We start from the raw sequence: 19,647 nt of genomic DNA on the forward strand, positions 1-19,647 counted from the left end.
GCAAGAGGTTACGCTGAGTATTATGAGAAAGATGAAAATGGGAAATGGGAGAAGGTATTGAAGTTTTTAACGTGGATGACGTAAGCTTTTTGAATTTAGACTTTGTGTTGTATCACTTTGAGAAAGTAGAGTGCCGTTAGGCACGGATTACATTTAACTCTGGGTTTTAGCCCAGAGTTATAAGAAGTACGTCTAAACCATGCGAATGCTGTAAGCACGGTTCACAAAATTAACTACCTTTACACTACTAAACCTGCAAATCATATCTATGGCTAATAGCTATTCTCAAATTTACATCCAGTCAGTTTTTGTAGTAAAACATCGTAAAGCACTAATCTCTCCTGAGTGGAAAGAGGAGCTTTGTCGAGTAATTGGAAACTTGATCAATCAGAATAACTGCAAATCGTTAATTGTTAATGGAGTTGAAGATCATATTCATTGTTTTTATATTCTTAAGCCATCAGTAAGTGTTGCAGAAGTTGTACGAAATGTCAAGTCTAAGTCATCAAAATGGATTAATGAGTCAAATTTGACTTTTGGAAAATTCGAGTGGCAGGCAGGTCATGGAAGTTTTTCTTACAGTGACAGAGATCTTGAAATGATCATCAACTATATCAAAAAACAGGAAGAGCATCATAGGAAGCGATCTTTCCGGGAAGAATATAAGGCCCTATTAAATGAGTTGGATATAGAGTTTGATGATCGGTTTATTTTTCAAGAGCCTAAATAATGGTGTCCCGTACCTACGGCACTCCCTGCTATTTTTGAACTTTAAGACACCGGGCTGTCGCCCTGAGTTAGGAGTGTGTCGTGCCTAACGGCACTTGGTTTTCATTCGGATAAATGAGTTAATCTAGGGGATATTAGTTTTATCTTTTTTCTGTTTAGCTGAATCAAGTAGCTAAAAGGATTGAGTGCCGTTAGGCACGGATTACATTTAACTCTGGGTTTTAGCCCAGAGTTAAAAGAAGGACGTCTAAAACTTCTGAGTGCTGTAAGCACGGTTCACGATTTCGAAGCCACAACAAACCAAAAGATCCTCAACTTCCACCTTAAAAACTACCTTTGCACGCAATCAAAAATTGCAGGATGTACAAGGCGCTGATCAGACCCATTTTCTTTCTATTTCCGCCTGAAAAGGCTCATCACCTCACGACTTCGCTGTTTACGGCTCTGACCAAAATTCCTGGTGTCAAACAGCTCATTCGAAGCATGTTTACCATTCAGGATAAAAGACTTGAGCGCGATATTCTTGGACTCAAATTTCCCAACCCTGTTGGACTGGCAGCCGGATTTGACAAAGAAGCAAAGCTCTATAACTCCTTCAAAAACATCGGTTTTGGGTTTATTGAAGTGGGGACAATAACGCCTAAAGGTCAGCCCGGGAATCCCAAACCGCGCATGTTTCGACTTCCTCAGGATGGCGGACTCATCAACCGCATGGGGTTCAACAACGAGGGCGTTGCGGAAGCTGTGAAAAATCTCAAAAAGCGAAAAAGCGACTTGATAATTGGCGGAAACATCGGCAAGAACAAGGTCACGCCAAACGAGGAAGCCAAAGATGATTATCTCAAGTGTTTTGAGGCATTGTATCCGCATGTTGATTATTTTGTAGTGAATGTGAGTTCGCCCAATACGCCCAATCTACGTGCATTGCAAGACAAAGAACCGTTGATGGATTTATTGAAAACCATCAGGCAGGCCAACGACCACAAGCAGGTTGCGAAGCCGGTGTTTTTGAAAATTGCTCCGGATCTGACCGAGAGTCAACTTTTTGATATCGTGGAAATTGCGCAGAGTGGAGTAGTGGACGGACTCATCGCTACGAACACAACGATTGAGCGCAAGAATTTACGGTCAGAGCCAAACCGCGTAGCCGAAGCTGGTGGCTTGAGCGGAAAACCGGTACGCGAGCGATCTACAGAGGTGATCCGCTTTTTGCGATCGAAACTGCCCAAACCGTTCCCGATTATTGGAGTTGGTGGAATTACAGATGAAGAATCGGCATGGGAAAAGATTGAGGCCGGAGCCGATTTGATCCAGGTTTACACCGGGCTGATTTACGAAGGACCGGCTCTGATCAAAAGGATCAATAAGTACATCCTCAAAAGGCAGGGGTAGCGGCATTTTTATAAATTCGCTCTCGAAACCGAAACGAACCTTTATGAAAATAATTGAATGTCCGCGCGATGCCATGCAAGGCATTGAGACTTTCATTGAAACGGATAAAAAAATTGCTTACCTCGATCAGTTGCTCAAAGTTGGTTTTGATACGATTGACATAGGCAGTTTTGTGTCACCCAAAGCAATTCCGCAACTGCGCGATACCAAAGAGGTGCTGAGCAAGCTCGACTTTTCAAACTCTCCATCAAAACTGCTCACGATTGTGGGGAATGAGAGAGGAGCTAATGACGCTGTCGAGTTTGATGAAGTTACTTATTTGGGATTTCCCTTCTCGATATCTGAGACCTTTCAAAAACGCAATATCAACAGTACGGTTGAAGAGTCATTTGACCGTGCAAAGCGCATCCAGGAAATAGCTTCTCGAAACAACAAGCAGTTGGTTGTGTACATTTCAATGGCATTTGGAAACCCGTATGACGATCCGTGGGATAAAGATGTTGTGCTGGAGTGGTGTAAACGAATTGTTGATGAGCTGGGTGTTGATGTTATTTCACTGTCAGATACGATTGGTGTAGCTCAACCTCAAACACTGGATTACCTTTTCTCACATTTGATTCCGCAAGTTTCAGAGGCTGAGATAGGAGCTCATTTACACACCACGCCAGATACGTGGAAAGAAAAAATAGAATCGGCTTACAATGCCGGCTGCAGGAGGTTTGACGGAGCCATTCGCGGCTTTGGAGGTTGCCCCATGGCGACAGATAAACTAACAGGTAATATGCCAACTGAAAACCTCATTTGGTTCATGCAGGAAAACCTGATCGGTCACGGATTGGATTTAGAAGAATTCGGCAAAGCTGAAAACATGGCTACCGGGGTTTTTCCTGGTTGATAAAGATGAGGAATTTTAAACTTATCATACTTTATTGCTTAGGAGCTGAAGCTCTTATTTTTCTTTATGCTCAATACATTAAGACAAATTCTAAAAGTTTAGCAATTAAAGAGGGGCAGGGTTATTCTGAAGTCATGTACCAATCGATTATCCTGGAAAGCTATGAAGTATTTACAAACCTTATTTACATAGTAACTTTAGTATTACTCGTCTCAACAGGAGTTAAATTGAAATTTAAAACTGCTATTTGGAAGTGGTTTATAGCTTTATTAATAAGTGTGATATTTGTTTTTCTCAATTTATACGGGTTTACGTTTTTTTGGTAGATATCAGGAAGTGATGAAACACATCGAAGGAGGAGTTTTTGAAGGTACAGACTTTTCAAACCAGTTTTTGCAAAGGGGAGAGTACGAATTCTGCACATTTACAAACTGCAATTTCATGTACTGATGTCCGTTATTAAAAAGTTTTAGAAACCCAAAATTTGTGATCTTACCAATAGGCTGGAGGCTGACAGGCTTTAAGATTTTATCACTCATTATCCCGCTTCATCTGGAAGTAAAGGGCGGGCAGGAAGATAAACAGCAGCAGTGGGTGCATGAGCAACCTGCGGATGTAGAACAACATCATGAGTTGTTCGGTTTGGGAGAGGAGCAGAATGGTGAGGGCGGTGATGAGGAGTAAAAACAGTGCTCCGTAGAGGATGGCCGCCACGCGCAGGTATTTCTTGCTCCACAGGAATACGTAAATAATGCCGAGTGAAATAAGGGTATTGATCACAAAACGTAAGGTAAGGCTGAGGAGGTATTGACCCACAGCAAAATCAGGGAGCGGTTGCCCTTTGAAGTCGGTGTGGAAAAAGCGGTTGAGCGGATCGTAGAAGAGCGTATCTTCCCCGGCTCTGACCATTACCAGCAGCAAAAAGCCGATTACCACGCCTATGCCTCTTATTACGGTTTCCTTCATCGCGCAACGTATTTTACCCACAGGAACCACAGTAACATCGTGATGCCGTAGATCATGCCCGGGAAAAAGTAGTCGTGCATGGGTTTTGAATATTCGGGATAGTAGAGGGCCGCAAAACCGAGTATCCCGATGCGGGCGATGTTGGTCCAGTGAATGACGAGCAACCCAAACGGCACAAACCACACGTAGTGAATCCATTTGGCTTTAAACGCCACAATAAACGCCAAAAAGAGGATCATCACGCTAATGGCGTTGCAGCCTTCAATGATGTACTGGAAGGTGTGTCCCAGGAATTGCATATCGGCACGGGGATAACCTTCGCTCATTTCGTAAGTGATTTTCGGCTCAAATAGTTGCATTCCCTTCGTGGCCTGCTCGGTCACTACGCAGGATGCGGGGTCTAATTCAGCGGGGTAAAGATCCAGGTACCACGCGTAAACGACTGATAAAATGCCGTACACTGCGAGGAATTTTACGATAAACAGTATCGTTGATTTGTATTGCCTGAAAAACTCTTTCATACGATAAGCGAATATAGAATTGATTTTTTAAATCAGATCGCAAACCCTTTTGGTCAGAACCCGGGCTCAAAACTACTAACCTTAACGCAGTTTTACCGATTAAAGAATTTTAAAAATTTCTTAGTAATTCTGCCGCAGTTTAAATATCTTGCTAAAGCATGATAACAGATATATCGCCATATGTGATTTATGAGCTCGGCATGTTGAAAGGTCAGCATGTGAGATTGTGCAGGTACCGCTTCAACGGATCGGGCTATAACGAGGGATATGTGCTGGTGGGAGAGAACAGCAGTTTCTTCATCCGTTGCAAAGCCAACGTGGTGGAGGACAAGCACGATATTCACTTTTTGGTGATCAAAGCTTTTCAAAACATCGAGCTGGACGATTCTTTCAGCTATGACACACAGTTTGAAGGCACGTTAAATGGTATTCAGATCCTCAAGAGCACCACAAAAGGGATGATCGTACAGCGAAAAGTGGTGCAGGACATCATTACAGAAAACGCATTACTTGCGGATTTTGAAGGCGATAAACGCCTGTTGATCTATCCTCACACAAAGTTGTATTCTGACACCTCCATCTCCGCCAACACCGATGAAATCCTCGACCTGATCAACGCCTACAGGTTTCAAACCAGCCGCATCGCCAAACAGGATGTGAATTTGCTTTTGACGCAGAGTTGATTTTTTGTGTTTAGTAGGTTTAATGTTTAATGTTGAGGTCGAGCTGGAGGTACTGACCGCAAGCGTCAAGTGCTGAAAGTGCTGACCGAAGCGTCAGAAGTCCCGTCCCTTGCGGGCCGAGGATCTAAGTTCATCTAAGTCTTGACCTGCGTCAAGGACTAAGATTCACTAAGAGTCGAGGTTGAGATCTTTCTAATGATGATTTTGGTTATAGATGATGCTCAAGTTTTAAGAGTTTGGGAGGTTTGGAGGTTTGGAGTTTGTTTAAGCCAACCAGCCAACAGGACAAGGCTGAGGTCGAGGTTGAGAGGATTCTAATAATGTTCGGTTTGTGATATGAATTTAGGTCACAGAGCTCGCAAAGCAGACATAATGCTCACAAAGACTTTAAAGAACTTTGCGGCTTAGTGCCTTTGTGGCTACAAGCCAAAAGAACAAAACACTCTGTGAAACACTGAGAACTACACCGTGATACTCTGTGGCATAAAAAAATGAGCTCCAGATCAAGAAAAGAAATTTTTTAGAATACTATTCGCTTAGAGCGATGAATATAACCTAAGCAAGATACCCCTGGACCTTGGCCTCAACGCTTGACCTCAATAATATTTCAGAAAAAACAAGCTTTAGCGATTACAAGAAAAAACATCAATATTTCGCTCGACCGTAGGGAGAGCCTGTATCTCTATTTCGAGAATACCTCTTATTTCGTCCCGAACGAAGTGAGGGACATATGACATATCTCCATAAATCACTTCAAACTGGCCGTAATCCGTGTTTCCTCGATCAGGTCGATGCCCATTTCGCTCAATTCGTGCGTGATCTTGTCGTACACCTCGTAGCTCTCATTCTTGCGGGCGCTCTCGCGCACTTCGATGAGCATTTTCAAAATAGCACGAGCCGATTTCGATTCACGGAGCGAATCCTTTTGCTCTTTGAGCGCCTTGATCATCAGGTCTTCAAAATGCGCCATTACTTGTTGGGCATTAAATCGTGTTTGATATAATCCAAAAACTCCTGCTTGGTTTCCTGCTCGTTGAACTTGCCGGAATATTCAGCAGTGATCGTAGTCGTGTTTTCGTTTCTGATTCCGCGAGTCGTTACACAAAGGTGTTTCGCTTCAATCAAAACCGCCACATCGTCAGATTTGAGAACCTGCTTCAACTCGTTCAAAATCTGGAGCGCCAAACGTTCCTGAACCTGAGGTCTGCGCGAGTAGTACTCCACAATGCGGTTGATCTTAGATAGCCCTATGACATTTCCGCTCGAAATGTACGCAACATGTGCATTCCCGATGATTGGCATGAAATGGTGCTCACAAGCCGAGTTTACCGTAATATTCTTTTCCACGAGCATGCGGCTGTAATCGTACTTGTTGTCAAATGTAGCAGCGCGAGGCTTTTGTTCAGGCTTCAATCCGTTAAACAAATCCTTCACATAGAGTTTAGCAACGCGGTGAGGCGTTCCCTGTAAGCTGTCATCGGTTAAGTCGAGGCCCAGCGTTTCCATGATCTTTCCGAAATACTCCTCAATTCGCTCAATTTTCTCCTCGTCACTCAGGTCAAAAGCATCCTTTCTCATTGGAGTATCAATGCTCGACATCATGTGTGTATCGCCAACTTCCTCGGCTGTCAGTATCTTGTTTTCTTCTTTACTCATCTTAACTTATTAAAACGGGTTGCCCCAGAAACGTGCCGCAAAAGTAATTGTTTAAATTGAGCTTAAAACAATCATTTTGGATTGTCTTTCTTTCGATCAGATCCAAAAGCTACGAAGTACAGAGCTGCAGGGGCTAAGAAGTTGCTGGCCCTTTCCACGAAATCGAGCCATTCGCCACCGCTAAGCGGACGCATAAGTGCTGCGGCAAAAGCCCAAATAGTCGCGTAGATCAACACCGCTTTTACGGGTCTGACCAACGTGATGAGTGCCACAAACCAGTCAATGATGCCAATTGTTTTCATAACAGTCTGAACCATATCGAGCGGAATGCCAACTGTCGTGAGGAAAACGATCCACTGCGGTTTTACCAAAAACGCGAAAGTACCGTGACCCACAAACGTTCCAAAAACGGCAATTTGCAGAATGAGCTTTATCGTGCGCGTGTTCATCAAAAATTATTGCAGCGTAAACGAATCGAATTCTTCCAGCGTATCGGGATTGACTACGCATACCTCAATTTTGTCGCCCTCCACATCAAAGAAAACGAGTGCGTTTTGAGTCGTAAAACCTTTGGTGAAATTCTGCCAGGGCGTTTCTTCTTTTGCGTAGTAAGGTGCCCCGGCCGCACCGTTGTTGATCTGCATAATCTCCCTACTCAGTTCAGTCTTTTTGAGATTCCAATTCTCGGGATAGCGGGGCGTTTCATCGTTGATCGTAGTGCGGCAGTAATTGTGCTCGTCACCGGTGAGTATCGCGCGCACTTTTGAACTTTCATTCACCAGCAAATCGAGATACTCATCGCGTCTTTCGATGATGCCCTTATCAGCGGTTTTTCCTGCTATCACTGGCCTGTGCTCATTGTTTCCGTGGTACCACATGTCGTCTTTTACGTGTCCGCCATTCGGAAAAGCCGGAGTGTGCTGCGTGACAAAAACGTGATCGATGTTGTCGTTTTGTTCGTACATTTTGAGCGTTTTCTTCAGCCACGCGAGCTGATTATCCATGATGTAAGCGTGCAGGTTTCCGCCACTTGCCGGGAAATTCTTGAGTCCCGGAGCGTACCAGTAATCGCTGTTCAGTACGATAACGCCTACATTGGCATAGCTGTAATTAAAAACCGTTTCGCTGTAACTAGGGAAATTCGTTTGACTTTTATCAGGGTCGTGGTCAGAGCCGTCTTCGTTAGCCGGCCCGTTGATCGGGTTGGAGAAATTCTGTGCAAAAATAGCCTCTCCTGATTCGGTGGCGTAAGGAAAACGGTCCACGCCAAAGCGATCGCCATCTTCATTGCGGAATACGCGCATCAGCGATTCGTGATTCCCCATCGTGGGTCTGATCAGGAAGTGGTGCCAAAACGGTTCAACTGCTCTTCGCCAGTTGGCGTATTGTAGGTTCATCTCACCCAGACTCGTGAGGTAGCCGTTGATCAGATCACCGGAGAACTGTAAAAAGCCAACTCGTTCCTGGTGGGCGAGGGCAGCCATCTTTTTCATGATGTAGGCGTTTGCCCCGTAAATCTTGCGTTCTCCACCGCCTCGCCCGTGCCGACTGTCGCTGGCATAGGCAAATGTGAAAGCCTCGCGCGACCCGTCTTTGGGTGCGGTTCTGACCGAGAATGTGTATTCCTGTTTCTCATCCAGCATGATGGAGTAGTTGTAAGTAGTATTGGGTTTGAGTCCGTCAACCGTGAGTTCGTGATTCGTTCTCGGCTCTTCAAATTCGTAGAGCTGTTCGTTCACTTTCGCATTGCTCTTGAAGCCTTTGCTCGTTTTGTAAGAGATGGAAAAGGAATAGGGTTTTACATCTGTGATGTAGGGCCCTTCGAGTAATGTATTGGCAATTTCAAACGGACCTGTTCCCGAGAAGGTCACTTTCCCGTCATAGAGAATTGTTCCTTCATCGTTCACCACCCGGTAGCCGATGGTTCCGAATCCCTTTTCCTGCCAGTCGATCATATCGTACTTTCCGCTGAGGTAGGCCATTTCGATTTGGGCTTTTCCTTTCTCGATTTCTACCGGTTTTTTGAAGTAAACGGGGAGTGGGTGTTTGGTATCGGGATAGGGGATAAAGCCGTAGTAGAGCGTTCCGTTCAGATCCGGCATTTCGAAATCGAACGCGATGCCTTTTTCATTTCCCTCAGGACTCGTCTCAAACTGTTGCAGATTGGCGAATTCGCTGTATTCTTCGGTGAAGGTATCGCCTTCGTGGACAAAGATGTAACCGTTATCCGTTTTTTTGATATTGGGGTGTAGTGGAAGAGCATTTTGAGCCGAGCACGAACTGAATAACAATGCTGCGGCTGCCGATAGAACAATTGCGGTTCTGACCATTTCGATTAATACTTTTTGAGGTCGATTTCGAATTTTCCGTTTGTGATGTTTACCGAATCTTTATCCTGGCTGTAAAGCTTGCCAGAAAAAGTTCCGGTGATGACATGTTTGCTGTTGTGGTTATTAATGGTTAGGGAGAATTCAGTTGTATCGGCAAGGTTGTGCGTGTAGCTTGTATTTGCCGTGTCGTAGTAGGTGAAATTTAAGCGTTGGATATCTTTGTTTGAAGGACGAAAAGTATGAGGGTAATCGAGTGTTTCGAGAATTGTTTTGTTCAAAACGGCATAGAATCCCTGCGGATTTTCATTCCCCACGAGTCGTTGAAATTCAACTAAACTATCTGAAGGAAAGTACGCATTAAAAACGATATCCTGCAAAACTACTTTGTAGTCGGCCATGACTTCCTGTCTATTGACATCGGCTGTCATGTAGGCTTCATCAGCTAAATTTTGTTGGTCTTCTCCGTTATCATCGTCTTTATTACATGCTGCAAACACTAACAGCGCAGCGATTATGATTGAAAAGTATTTCATAGTTGAGATTTTTCTCAAAAGTAGCAAATATTGAAAAGTAGTTTTGCTTAAAAGTAAAGTGAGGGTTATGAAAAAGAAAAGCCGGAAGAAAGCCCGGCTTTTTAATGTGTTTTATTTTTAAAGTCTTTCCAAATTGTCGTGGAGTCACGATTTTAGTTTTTTTGACTGAATCAATCGTAAAATCATTTGTGTTGCCAGTAATAAGGAAGTCAGCATCTGAAGCGACTGCAAGTTCTAAAAAACGATTATCAGGTTGATCTTTGATGGATTTTTGAATTAGCCACTAAGTCACCAGAGCACTAAGTAGGTTTTTGTGGCTGACAATAGAGTATTCAACAATTAAGTAAGGATAATTCTATTGAATCAAGGATGAAACTAAAACATTGGTATCAAGAATGATCTTTTGCATTTCTGTATTCTTTTACCTCTTCATTTATTTCATCCATGCTCATATTAGAGAAACCATATTTATTGGTCAGTTTAATACTTTTTTCTAGTGTTTGCTTAGTAATTTTCCTTTCAATGATTTCGAGCAGTTCAGAAAAAGAAAGAGAATCTTTATCTAAACCAAGTTGATCGTACTCAAAATCTGATATTTGAATATTAACCGATTTCATAATAATCTGTTTCCTTCAAATTTACGAATAATTTGCATTGGAGGGTTACTATTCTACAGCCCCCATAACACGTTGCATAAAACCGTTGAGAGCTTCTTTTTGAGAAGTTCCGTTTTCGCGTATGTCGGTTAAAACTACTTTAGCTCCTTCAATGTTGGAAACGAGCTCACCGATGACCTCGCTTTCTTCATCTTTAATTCCGGGAGCTTCAGCTACTGATAACAGCACTTCAACAGCTTCTTCCATGTAGTCCTCATCAAAAGAACCGTCTTTCACGAGTTGTTTTATAATTGGTAATCGCATTGTTATTCTTTTTAGTCGATTGATTTGCGCACTTTGTTGGTGTATTCGCGAACAGCTTTTCCCATTGATACTCCCTCTCTTGCCATGAAGTCGATAACCCAGGCGGCAGCCATCACATGGGTGAGCTGTTCACCTTCATCTTCTCCTTCGATCTCAATCTCCGGAATCTGTTCTTCGAGTAACGCTTCCTCAGCTTTTTTGAGCTGAGGAATATCGTACTCTTTTGCGAGTTGTTTGATTACTTTAACTTGCATTAACTGAGAGATTGAATCATTTCCTGAACTTTCTCTTTCTTACTTGTTGGCCTGCCTTCAAGGAGTTCGCCATCTTTAAAGACCGCAAAGAATGGAAGGTTGTTGACACCGGCCATTTTACGTGCTTCCTGGTTTTCCTCAGCATTGATATCTAGAAAAACGACATCTTCAAACTCTTCAAGGTCACTCATTTTTCGGTATTTTGGAGCCATGAGCTTGCATTGACCGCACCAGTCTGCATAAAACTTGACTGCTACTTTTTTATTGCTTGAAAGAATGTCTTTAAACTCGTTGTCTGTTGTTACTTTTACTGCCATAATGATTAATTTTTCTACGACAAAAATAAGCACAGAACCTACTGTCAAAGAACAGAAGGGTATAAAAAGACTTATTGAAGTATTAGTTTTACTTATTTTTATTTTATCACCCTTAAAGAATGCTAATAGTCAGAACCGAACTCAACAATCCGATTACCAGTGGTTCATAACGATACCGATTGAGTCGCACAGGAAAATGTGGAGTAAAAAGCCTATTATAAGAAATGAAAGCATTTTGCCTGTTGCCGGTTTTTTGACCCTTGGCGGATTGAGCTTCACGGTTGATAAACTGTTTCGGAGTAATTCTGAAAAAAACGAGATATGGGACCACGTGACACTGGCAGGTGGCCCCATCGCACAAGCGGGAGTTCCAACACTAACTGCTACGGTTGGTGCTCTGACCAATAATGATGAATTCACTCAACTGGGAATGCGCGGAATGGCAGCAATTGGGCTCAACGCTTTTCACACTTATTCAATCAAGTTATTAGTAGGACGGAGAAGACCAAAGGATGGAATTGATCTTGAAGGGCCAAATTTTTTTGAGCATACATCATTTGTTTCGGGGCACACTTCCGGTGCTTTTGCTCTTGCTACTGTTGCCAGCATGCACTTTGATAAACCATGGGTTTCCATTGTAAGTTACTCTACTGCTTCAATGGTGGGAGTTTCGCGGATTATGATCGATGAACACTGGTTCTCTGATGTGGTTTGGGGAGCGGCAATCGGTTACATGAGTGGCCGGATGACGGTCAATGCGTTTGAAAACAAGCGAATTAAGCTGTTTCCATGTTTCGGTGAGCAGAAAGGAGTTGGGCTCAGTTACCGGTTCTGACCGTGAACTTTTCAAGGCAATTTTATGTTTAGAAGAATAATTACTGACGATCTTCGTAAATTTATATTAAACGAGAAGCAATTCAATTATGATAGAGGAAGTTTCCAATTACCTGAATGAGGTGAGGCATGATTTCAGCAAACAAAAGCTGGATGAAGGATCGGTGAAGGATAATCCGATCGAGCAATATGCTAAGTGGTTTGAAGAGGCTGTTGGGGCACAGGTTCCAGATCCTAAGGCGATGACACTTTCTACGGTGAATAGAGATGGGGTACCTAGCTCGCGAGTGGTTTATACCCGCGGGTTAAAAAAAGATGGTCTCGTCTTTTACACGAATTACAACAGCCAAAAGGGAATTGAGATCAAGGAAAATCCGCATGCATCGATCAATATTTTTTGGTCAGAACTCGAGCGACAGATCAGGATTAACGGAGTTGTGGAGAAGTTAACCGAAAAGGAGAGTGATGAGTATTTTGCTTCAAGGCCACGTGAAAGCCAGGTTGGTGCCTGGGCGAGTGACCAGAGCGCGCAATTAGCTGATAGAACTGAGCTCGAAGAAAAGGTAAAGCGATACGAAAAGGAATTTGAAGGGAAAGATGTTCCCAGGCCAAATAACTGGGGGGGCTATATTTTTAAGCCATATTATTTTGAGTTTTGGCAGGGAAGACCGAGTAGGTTACACGACCGAATAGCATATGAGTTGATCGACAAAAACTGGTCTAAGAAACGGTTATCACCATAATAATTTTGGAACATAAAAAAGGCTGTTTTTTTGAAAAAACAGCCTTTTTTTTGATTAAGAATTAGGACTAGGATAAAGTGTTGATTATTCTTTATCAGCTTCTTTCTTTTTTGCCGTTGAAGTTTTTTTAGTAGTTGACTTTTTAGCAGTTGTTTTTTTAGTTCTCGTTTTAGACGAACTCTTTTTAGCAGTGGTTGCTTTTTTTGTTGAAGAAGTTTTTTTGCTGTCGCGTTTAGCAACATTTTCTTCTCCTTCTTTTTCGGCAACGCTTGCTGCAACAGGCATTTTTCTAGAACCTTTTTTTGGTCTGGCCTTTCCGTATGAGCCTCTCCATCTCTTGCCTTTAGCAGTTTTTCGATCTCCTTTTCCCATATAGAAAATTCAGTTTTATGTTTTATTGAGTCATAAAGGTAAATATTTTGTTAAATAGGGCAAGGGAAATCCATAAAAAAAGATCCGATCAATAAGACCGGAGCTTTTCAAGAGCAAAGAAAAAATATCAATCGATCAATTTTAGACAATATCTTCAGTCCGCTTGTACCGTTTGCGATAAATACGTTTTGGCCATTTGTTCCTAAATCTACTAAATTCTCTCTAAATGATGAAATTTATACTTGAAATAATTACCAAAATTGGAAACCATTATTGTTCTGAGAAAAACTTAGTGAGTACATCTACAATATAATCGTAATGACCTTCGTCTAATCCTGGCCACACTCCCAGCCAAAAGCTGTTGTTCATAATTATATCAGTATTGGTCAGATCTCCAACAACCCGATAATCGAGATCTACGTAAGCCGGCTGTTTTGTCAAATTCCCGGCAAATAGGAGTCTGGTTGCAATTTTGTTCTTTTCCAGGAACTTGATGAGCTTGTGGCGATCTATTCCCGTTTCGGGTCTCACAGTCAACATAAAACCAAACCACGATGGATTTGAGTTCTCAGTTGCTTCGGGTAAAATGAAATACTCCTCAAATTGCTTCATCTTAGAGTAGAGCAACTTGTGGTTTTCTCTGCGTTTCTCCACAAATTGATCTGCTTTACGTAACTGACTCAAGCCAATTGCAGCCTGCATGTCTGTCACCTTCAAATTGAAGCCTACGTGTGAGTAAGTGTATTTGTGGTCGTAGCCTTTTGGTAAATCACCCAGTTGCCACTTGAATCGTCTTCCGCAAGTATTGTCTTTTCCGGGTTCGCAATAGCAGTCACGTCCCCAGTCACGAAATGACTCGGCAATTTTCTTAAGCCACGGATTGTTGATCAATACTGATCCGCCTTCGCCCATCGTAATATGGTGAGCCGGATAAAAACTAACAGTTGCGGCATCGCCAAAGGTTCCGGTCTTCTGACCATTATAAGTTGCACCTAATGAATCGCAATCATCTTCAATTACCCACAAATTGTACTTTTTAGCGACTTCCATCACAACACTAAGGTTAAACGGATTCCCGAGTGAATGGGCGATCATGATAGCTTTTGTTTTACCAGTTACAGCATCCTCGAGCTTTGAAACGTCAATGTTGTAAGTTGGAATTTCAACATCGAGAAAAACGGGTTTGCAACCGTGTTGAATGAGTGGGTTCACAGTGGTGGGGAAGCCGGCAGCTACTGTAATGACTTCATCACCAGGTTTTATTTGACGCTCCTTCAATTTTGGTGAGGTGAGTGCCGAAAAAGCTACCAGGTTAGCTGATGATCCCGAATTCACGAGCAGTGAAAATGGCGAACCAAAATAGGCAGCAAATTCTTTTTCAAACTCAGGTCCAAAACGCCCTGTAGTGAGCCAGCCATCCATAACGGCATCAATTCCAAACAGCAAATCATCTTCATCTACAACCTTGCCGGTAACCGGAATGTAGTCTTCCCCGGGAACTGGGCGTTTAAAAGTTTTCTCCGTCAGTTTTTCGGTCAGAGCCGATTTGAGGCTATCGTCTATATTCTTGAACATTCTTTATCTTCATTTATGCGGTGCGAATTTATTCAAAATCGCCCACTTTCTTTCTCACGTAATCGTCAACATTAGTAAAATGGAAATCGGGGTATTCTGATAAGAACTTTGCGGCTATCAATCCGCCCATCAAAGGACGCGGAGCGGGAGGGTTGATTTCTCTCGTACTTTTTGGTTCAATTGTCACTTTGTGGTTAGGAAAGTACTTTAATATATGTGTAGCCAGTTGCACACGATTCATGAAATCTGTGCTTGCAATATTGTAGATTCCCATTTTGTCATCGCGCAAAAGGAGATACATTGCTCGTGCAATATCTGCTGCGTTGATGGGAGTAGCGTATTGATCGAACGGCAGGTTGAGCGTCATTTCTTCTCCCTTTTGCACATTGTTGATCATGCGGGCAATGAAGTTTTTTCCGCGCGCTTCATCACCAAAAACATTCGTTATGCGCAGAGTCAAAAAATCGAGTCCGCTCTGGAGTACGTTTTCTTCAGCCTCGAGTTTGTGTTTCCCGTAAACGCTGACCGGATTTTCCTCATTATCTTCAGTGTATGGTCCTTCAGTTCCGTCAAACACGTAATCTGATGAAATATACACGAATCGAGCATCGTGTTTATCGGCTATTTTCAGTGCGTTCTGAGTAGATTTAACCGTTTTTTGCCAGCTTTCTTCATTGTTGTCTTCACAGTAGTCAACCCAGGTAAGTGCCCCGCAATGAACTACTACATCTGGTTTGAAGCTGTCGACATCATAATTTTCGGGATCTGACAGGTCGAGTGTATTGAACTTTACGGTATCCTCAGTTTGGTAAGAAAAGTAAGTTCCTACAACTTCGAGTTCTTCTTTCGTTTTAAAATACTTGAGGCAGTTGCCGCCAACTAATCCGCTAGCTCCCAGGATGAGGATTCGCATAGTTTAAAATGGAGTTTTAAAGTTTTCAAATGAAGGAAATTCTTGATCGCGTTGTGATAGCGTGGGGTTTTGAGTTTCCCATTCGTGGTTAAAGCTATTCCACAAAATACCTTTGTCAAATTCTGGAGCATGAGCTGAGGAAACCAAATACGTCATCATCGTGTTGTCTTTCAGAACCTCAAAACCGTGTGCTATTCCCTTTGGAACGTAAACAGCGTATCGGTCAGATCCACCGAGTGGCAGGCTTATCGATTTACCAAAAGTGGGGGAGTCTTCCCGAATGTCGAGGAGCACATCGTTGAGTTTGCCCGTGTTGCAATAGACAATTTTTTCGTGATCCTCGGGCGGAATTTGAAAATGCATTCCACGTACAACTCCTTTTTGACTGACGGAGAAGTAGCTCTCGGCCAGTTCAAAAGGAAGGTCCCAGTCTTTCATTGACGGACCGTGAAATACCTTGGTGAATGATCCGCGATCATCTCCTGCATGAAACAGTTCGATTTTGAAAACACCCGGTATTTCTGTCGCTATCTTGTTTTTCATTGCGCGTCAAAAAAGAGGTTGATTTGTGCTAAAGTGAGATCGGTCATGTCTGTATCTTCACTTTTTCGATACCACTCGATAGTTGTTTGAATAGCATTTTTAGCACTAAAGAAAGGTGTCCAGCCGAGCTTTGCTTTTGCTTTAGCTATATCGAGTTTGAGCAAGTTTGCTTCGTGTGGCTGATCGATGTTTTTTGCTACTTCATATGATCCTTCACCCCATGAATCGAGTGCTGTTTTCACGAGTTCTTCAACAGTGAGTACATCATCAGTATGCGGACCAAAGTTGAAGGCATCAGCAAAATCAACGGGATCTTCATTCATTTTCATACCCAGTTGTAAATAACCGCTCAACGGATCGAGGACATGTTGCCACGGTCTTATGGCTGATGGGTTGCGCACGATGAGTGACTCACCTTTTCGCATCGACTTTACCAGATCAGGGATGATGCGGTTTTCGCTGAAGTCGCCACCGCCAATGACATTTCCGCTTCGCACGGCAGCTATTGATTTGTAATGTTTGGGATAATCAGTGATGTTGAAAAATGAGTTTCTGTATGAGCTGATTGCCAGTTCGCAACAAGCTTTTGAGTTGGAGTAGGGATCGTAACCACCGAGTCTTTCAGTTTCAGAATAAGGTTCTGGTCGCTCGAGGTTTTCGTAGACTTTGTCTGTCGTAATCATGATTGCCTTGCAGGGCTTGTCCATGAATCGGAGAGCATCTAACAGGTTCACAGTTCCCATCAGGTTGGTATCGTACGTTTCTGCCGGGTTTTGATACGATTCCAGAACGAGTGCCTGAGCAGCCATGTGGAAGATGAAATCTGGCTGAAAGTCGAGCACTTCTTTTTTCAATCGCTCACGGTCACGAATATCACCGATGACATGCTGGCATTGGCTCTGACCGTTAACTCCTTCAAAGAAGTCTTTTGAATCTTCAGGTTTTAGCGAGTAACCTTTAACAGTGGCTCCAAGTTCTTTGAGAATGAGTAATAGCCACGTTCCCTTAAATCCGGTGTGACCGGTGACAAAAACCTTTTTGCCGTTATAGGTTTGTTTGAGTTTTTCTTTTAATCCCAGCTTTTCCATTTTGGGTTTGTTTCCCACAATTTGTTGAGTTCTTTGTTATCGCGGAGTGTGTCCATGCACTTCCAAAAGCCATCGTGTTTGTAGGCTACGAGTTCTTTTTGAGTTGTGATGTCTTCGAGTGGCTGGCGCTCCCACATGATGTCGTCAGCGTCATCATGAAGGTGTTTGAAGACGGATGGTTTGAGGATGAAAAATCCACCATTGATCCATGCTCCGTCTTCTTTAGGTTTTTCGATAAAGCTGTTGACAACATTGTTTTCATCAATATCGAGCATCCCAAATCTACTACCCGGCTGCACGATAGACATCGTACACATTTTACCGTGTTTTTTGTGAAATTCTACCTGGTGGTTCATGTCGATATCTGCCACACCGTCACCGTAAGTGAGCATGAAATCCTCATCTCCAATGTATTGTTGCACACGTTTTAGTCGGCCGGCTGTCATTGTTTCCAATCCTGTATCGACAAGTGTAACCTTGAAGTCTTCTGCTTTGTTCTTGTGTACTTCTACATCATTGTTGCTGAGATCAACAGTTACATCAGCATTGTGGTAGTAGTAGTTGAGGAAATATTCTTTGATCATGTAGCCTTTGTAACCGAGGCAAATGATGAATTCTTTGTGACCGTAAGACGCATACATTTTCATGATATGCCAAATGATGGGTTTGCCACCCACTTCGATCATGGGTTTAGGCTTGAGGTGCGATTCTTCAGAGATACGGGTTCCTTTACCACCCGCGAAAATGACAACTTTCATATGGTTGTTTGATCATTGGTTTGAGGCAAATATAAGGATTGCGGCAAGAGGTGAAAGCTCACAGAATCGATGAAAGAAATTATTTTCAGAAAAAAGGTTAAAAAGGAGGCTTTAGATTAAAAAGTTGCCATCTCTTGAACTTTTCAATACATTTAACCCAAATTCACAACCTATGAAGTTAAACTCTCTTTTTTTAAGGATAACCCTATTCATTTTTATTCTTTTTAATTCGTGTTCACTTTCTGCTCAGCTCAGATCAATGGATCTTATAACCGACTCTTTAGAATGTGGATACTTAGTGTCGAAATCTAATGGTGAGTTCCTTTGTTTAGATGATGGAGTAACTACTTATGATAGTAACCTTATTATTAAAGATAAATTTAACTTACCTTCTTCATTTAGTGGACACCCATTTAGCAAATTAGTTATTGGTCATGATGGTTCTTATTACTTCTACAGTGAACAGGATATAAGAGATAGTGTTGCCCACTTGCTTAAACTTAATAATAGTGGAGACTTATTATGGATGAACGATTCTTTGAAGATGAGAGGACAAAATCTCACTTTTTCAGGACAATCTAAACTTGTTCAATATGGAAATGAGGTTTTTGTATTTGAATTATTTGGAGAAGCTGATTCATCGCGTTATGGAGTCACGCATTTGAATGCTCAAACTGGCGAAGTCAAGTCTTTTGAAATGTTGGATATTCCTTATGCTTACTTTTATCATGGAAGAGCTTTTTATGATGAGAAGTGGTATTTTTCAGCTGGTCCCGGCCCAAAAGGAGAAAGTGAAGGAATGCTGATCTTCGATGTTGATGGTTCTTATGAGTATGTACCTCTCGATTTTCCGGCAGCAAATATTATAGCAACTACACATAATGGAATTTTCAGTGTTGATGCAGACTATTATGGAAATGACTGGTCTTCTGAATTATACAGATTAGATTATGATGCAGAGCAATTAAACGCTTATCCATTATCTCCTACAAGTAAATACCCTAGTAATGATATTTCATTAGGTGTGTTTTATGGTGTTTTTTCAGAGAAGTACGGAATTATTCTTCGTGGGAGGTACAGGAATAACGACAGCAGTTCTTCAAATCATAAACCCTGGTTGGCCCAGCTAAACCCTGACAATGGAAATATTGTTTGGGATACAGTATTTGATAGAAACAATGGTTTAAACTCTCCAAGCATATACTCTAATGGTCAAGAAGTTTTTTTGAAAGAAGACTTCAGATTCTTTTACGAACTAAAATTCAAAGAGCTCAACTTTAACACAGTCCTTTCTGATGAGGAGGTAGAGGAACAGCAGGCAGAACTCAAAATATATCCCAACCCAACCAGCAGCAGGTTTAGAATTGAATCTTCAAAGGAAATAGAAAGTATTTCAGTTTATGACCTTTCGGGTAGGTTAGTGATTAATGAAATGGTCAGATCCAGATCATACAGATCCAAGCTTACAAGCCCGGGAATGTATTTAGTGAAAATCATTACTGATGATGGGAATACATCTGTAAAACGACTTATGATCCGTTAGTTTACTGTCACTTTAACGTTATTTACGACCTCTCCATTCGGTGCAATGCATGAGAATGTTATTTTCGCATTTGAAAATAGTC

General features: G+C 42.2%; 25 protein-coding genes. 7 read left to right on the forward strand and 18 right to left on the reverse strand.

What is annotated here, in order from left to right; translation table 11 throughout:
• The first annotated feature begins 268 nt into the window (after positions 1-268).
• The 3 genes from tnpA (at position 269) to RI557_RS07625 (ending at position 3,016) form a co-directional block, all read left to right on the forward strand.
• Positions 269-730 (forward strand): IS200/IS605 family transposase, encoded by a 462-nt coding sequence (tnpA, locus tag RI557_RS07615; protein ID WP_310683080.1) that lies wholly within the window; start codon positions 269-271, stop codon positions 728-730.
• A 359-nt stretch (positions 731-1,089) separates the two neighbouring features.
• Positions 1,090-2,121, forward strand: coding sequence for a quinone-dependent dihydroorotate dehydrogenase (locus tag RI557_RS07620; RefSeq protein WP_310683082.1), 1,032 nt, complete (start codon positions 1,090-1,092; stop codon positions 2,119-2,121).
• A 43-nt stretch (positions 2,122-2,164) separates the two neighbouring features.
• The gene (locus RI557_RS07625) at positions 2,165-3,016 is read left to right on the forward strand and encodes a hydroxymethylglutaryl-CoA lyase (RefSeq protein ID WP_310669003.1); all 852 of its coding nucleotides are present in this window, start codon (positions 2,165-2,167) and stop codon (positions 3,014-3,016) included.
• A gap of 531 nt (positions 3,017-3,547) precedes the next feature.
• On the opposite strand, the gene RI557_RS07630 is transcribed toward RI557_RS07625, so the two are convergent.
• Positions 3,548-3,982, reverse strand: coding sequence for an exosortase F system-associated membrane protein (locus RI557_RS07630; protein ID WP_310669004.1), 435 nt, complete (start codon positions 3,980-3,982; stop codon positions 3,548-3,550).
• Positions 3,979-4,503: an exosortase family protein XrtF gene (gene xrtF / locus RI557_RS07635; RefSeq protein WP_310669005.1), complete on the reverse strand. Its 525-nt coding sequence runs from the start codon at positions 4,501-4,503 to the stop codon at positions 3,979-3,981. Before xrtF ends, RI557_RS07630 begins: the two co-directional genes overlap by 4 nt.
• 158 nt (positions 4,504-4,661) lie before the next feature.
• On the opposite strand from xrtF, the gene RI557_RS07640 reads away from it, so the two are divergent.
• Complete coding sequence (locus tag RI557_RS07640; protein ID WP_310669006.1) at positions 4,662-5,186, forward strand: hypothetical protein; 525 nt, start codon at positions 4,662-4,664, stop codon at positions 5,184-5,186.
• A 748-nt stretch (positions 5,187-5,934) separates the two neighbouring features.
• Here RI557_RS07640 and RI557_RS07645 read toward each other — a convergent pair.
• The 10 genes from RI557_RS07645 to RI557_RS07685 all read right to left on the reverse strand — a co-directional run bounded on the left by RI557_RS07645 (position 5,935) and on the right by RI557_RS07685 (position 11,196).
• Complete coding sequence (locus RI557_RS07645; protein ID WP_310683084.1) at positions 5,935-6,135, reverse strand: hypothetical protein; 201 nt, start codon at positions 6,133-6,135, stop codon at positions 5,935-5,937.
• 20 nt (positions 6,136-6,155) lie between these two features.
• A complete protein-coding gene (gene folE / locus RI557_RS07650) occupies positions 6,156-6,842 on the reverse strand; it encodes a GTP cyclohydrolase I FolE (RefSeq protein ID WP_310669007.1) in 687 nt (228 codons plus the stop codon).
• A gap of 71 nt (positions 6,843-6,913) precedes the next feature.
• Positions 6,914-7,291 (reverse strand): hypothetical protein, encoded by a 378-nt coding sequence (locus RI557_RS07655; RefSeq protein WP_310669008.1) that lies wholly within the window; start codon positions 7,289-7,291, stop codon positions 6,914-6,916.
• Positions 7,292-7,297: 6 nt separating this feature from the next.
• Positions 7,298-9,172: a metallophosphoesterase family protein gene (locus RI557_RS07660; protein WP_310669009.1), complete on the reverse strand. Its 1,875-nt coding sequence runs from the start codon at positions 9,170-9,172 to the stop codon at positions 7,298-7,300.
• Between the two features lie 5 nt (positions 9,173-9,177).
• Positions 9,178-9,705, reverse strand: a complete 528-nt coding sequence (locus RI557_RS07665; RefSeq protein WP_310669010.1) for a hypothetical protein — start codon at positions 9,703-9,705, stop codon at positions 9,178-9,180.
• Positions 9,653-9,982, reverse strand: coding sequence for a PIN domain-containing protein (locus RI557_RS11750; protein ID WP_409079688.1), 330 nt, complete (start codon positions 9,980-9,982; stop codon positions 9,653-9,655). Before RI557_RS11750 ends, RI557_RS07665 begins: the two co-directional genes overlap by 53 nt.
• A gap of 112 nt (positions 9,983-10,094) precedes the next feature.
• Positions 10,095-10,322 (reverse strand): hypothetical protein, encoded by a 228-nt coding sequence (locus RI557_RS07670; RefSeq protein WP_310683086.1) that lies wholly within the window; start codon positions 10,320-10,322, stop codon positions 10,095-10,097.
• Between the two features lie 48 nt (positions 10,323-10,370).
• Entirely contained in the window at positions 10,371-10,625 is a 255-nt protein-coding gene (locus RI557_RS07675; protein WP_310683088.1) for a DUF6952 family protein, read from the reverse strand.
• 11 nt (positions 10,626-10,636) lie between these two features.
• Positions 10,637-10,879, reverse strand: coding sequence for a DUF6952 family protein (locus RI557_RS07680; protein WP_310668559.1), 243 nt, complete (start codon positions 10,877-10,879; stop codon positions 10,637-10,639).
• Positions 10,879-11,196: a thioredoxin family protein gene (locus RI557_RS07685; RefSeq protein WP_310668560.1), complete on the reverse strand. Its 318-nt coding sequence runs from the start codon at positions 11,194-11,196 to the stop codon at positions 10,879-10,881. Before RI557_RS07685 ends, RI557_RS07680 begins: the two co-directional genes overlap by 1 nt.
• Position 11,197: 1 nt before the next feature.
• Between RI557_RS07685 and RI557_RS07690 the strand changes: the two genes are divergently transcribed.
• Both RI557_RS07690 and pdxH read left to right on the forward strand, forming a co-directional pair.
• A complete protein-coding gene (locus tag RI557_RS07690) occupies positions 11,198-12,031 on the forward strand; it encodes a phosphatase PAP2 family protein (protein WP_310668561.1) in 834 nt (277 codons plus the stop codon).
• 88 nt (positions 12,032-12,119) lie between these two features.
• On the forward strand, positions 12,120-12,773 hold the full coding sequence (gene pdxH / locus RI557_RS07695) for a pyridoxamine 5'-phosphate oxidase (protein WP_310668562.1): 654 nt from the start codon (positions 12,120-12,122) through the stop codon (positions 12,771-12,773).
• An 84-nt stretch (positions 12,774-12,857) separates the two neighbouring features.
• Here pdxH and RI557_RS07700 read toward each other — a convergent pair whose 3' ends face one another.
• The 6 genes from RI557_RS07700 to rfbF form a co-directional block, all read right to left on the reverse strand.
• The gene (locus RI557_RS07700; RefSeq protein WP_310668563.1) at positions 12,858-13,145 is read right to left on the reverse strand and encodes a 30S ribosomal protein THX; all 288 of its coding nucleotides are present in this window, start codon (positions 13,143-13,145) and stop codon (positions 12,858-12,860) included.
• A 270-nt stretch (positions 13,146-13,415) separates the two neighbouring features.
• Positions 13,416-14,720, reverse strand: coding sequence for a lipopolysaccharide biosynthesis protein RfbH (rfbH, locus tag RI557_RS07705; protein ID WP_310668564.1), 1,305 nt, complete (start codon positions 14,718-14,720; stop codon positions 13,416-13,418).
• A 28-nt stretch (positions 14,721-14,748) separates the two neighbouring features.
• On the reverse strand, positions 14,749-15,633 hold the full coding sequence (locus tag RI557_RS07710; RefSeq protein ID WP_310668565.1) for an SDR family oxidoreductase: 885 nt from the start codon (positions 15,631-15,633) through the stop codon (positions 14,749-14,751).
• Between the two features lie 3 nt (positions 15,634-15,636).
• On the reverse strand, positions 15,637-16,176 hold the full coding sequence (locus RI557_RS07715) for a dTDP-4-dehydrorhamnose 3,5-epimerase family protein (RefSeq protein ID WP_310668566.1): 540 nt from the start codon (positions 16,174-16,176) through the stop codon (positions 15,637-15,639).
• On the reverse strand, positions 16,173-17,282 hold the full coding sequence (gene rfbG / locus RI557_RS07720; RefSeq protein WP_310683090.1) for a CDP-glucose 4,6-dehydratase: 1,110 nt from the start codon (positions 17,280-17,282) through the stop codon (positions 16,173-16,175). The genes RI557_RS07715 and rfbG overlap by 4 nt, the downstream gene beginning before the upstream one ends.
• Complete coding sequence (gene rfbF, locus RI557_RS07725; protein WP_310668568.1) at positions 17,246-18,022, reverse strand: glucose-1-phosphate cytidylyltransferase; 777 nt, start codon at positions 18,020-18,022, stop codon at positions 17,246-17,248. The genes rfbG and rfbF overlap by 37 nt, the downstream gene beginning before the upstream one ends.
• A 298-nt stretch (positions 18,023-18,320) precedes the next feature.
• Between rfbF and RI557_RS07730 the strand changes: the two genes are divergently transcribed.
• Positions 18,321-19,565 carry a T9SS type A sorting domain-containing protein gene (locus RI557_RS07730; RefSeq protein ID WP_310683092.1) on the forward strand — a complete coding sequence of 415 codons (1,245 nt, stop codon included), beginning with the start codon at positions 18,321-18,323 and terminating at the stop codon, positions 19,563-19,565.
• Positions 19,566-19,647 lie beyond the last annotated feature (82 nt).

Origin of the sequence: Salibacter sp., assembly GCF_031581065.1 — a bacterium.
Classification (GTDB): domain Bacteria; phylum Bacteroidota; class Bacteroidia; order Flavobacteriales_G; family Salibacteraceae; genus Salibacter.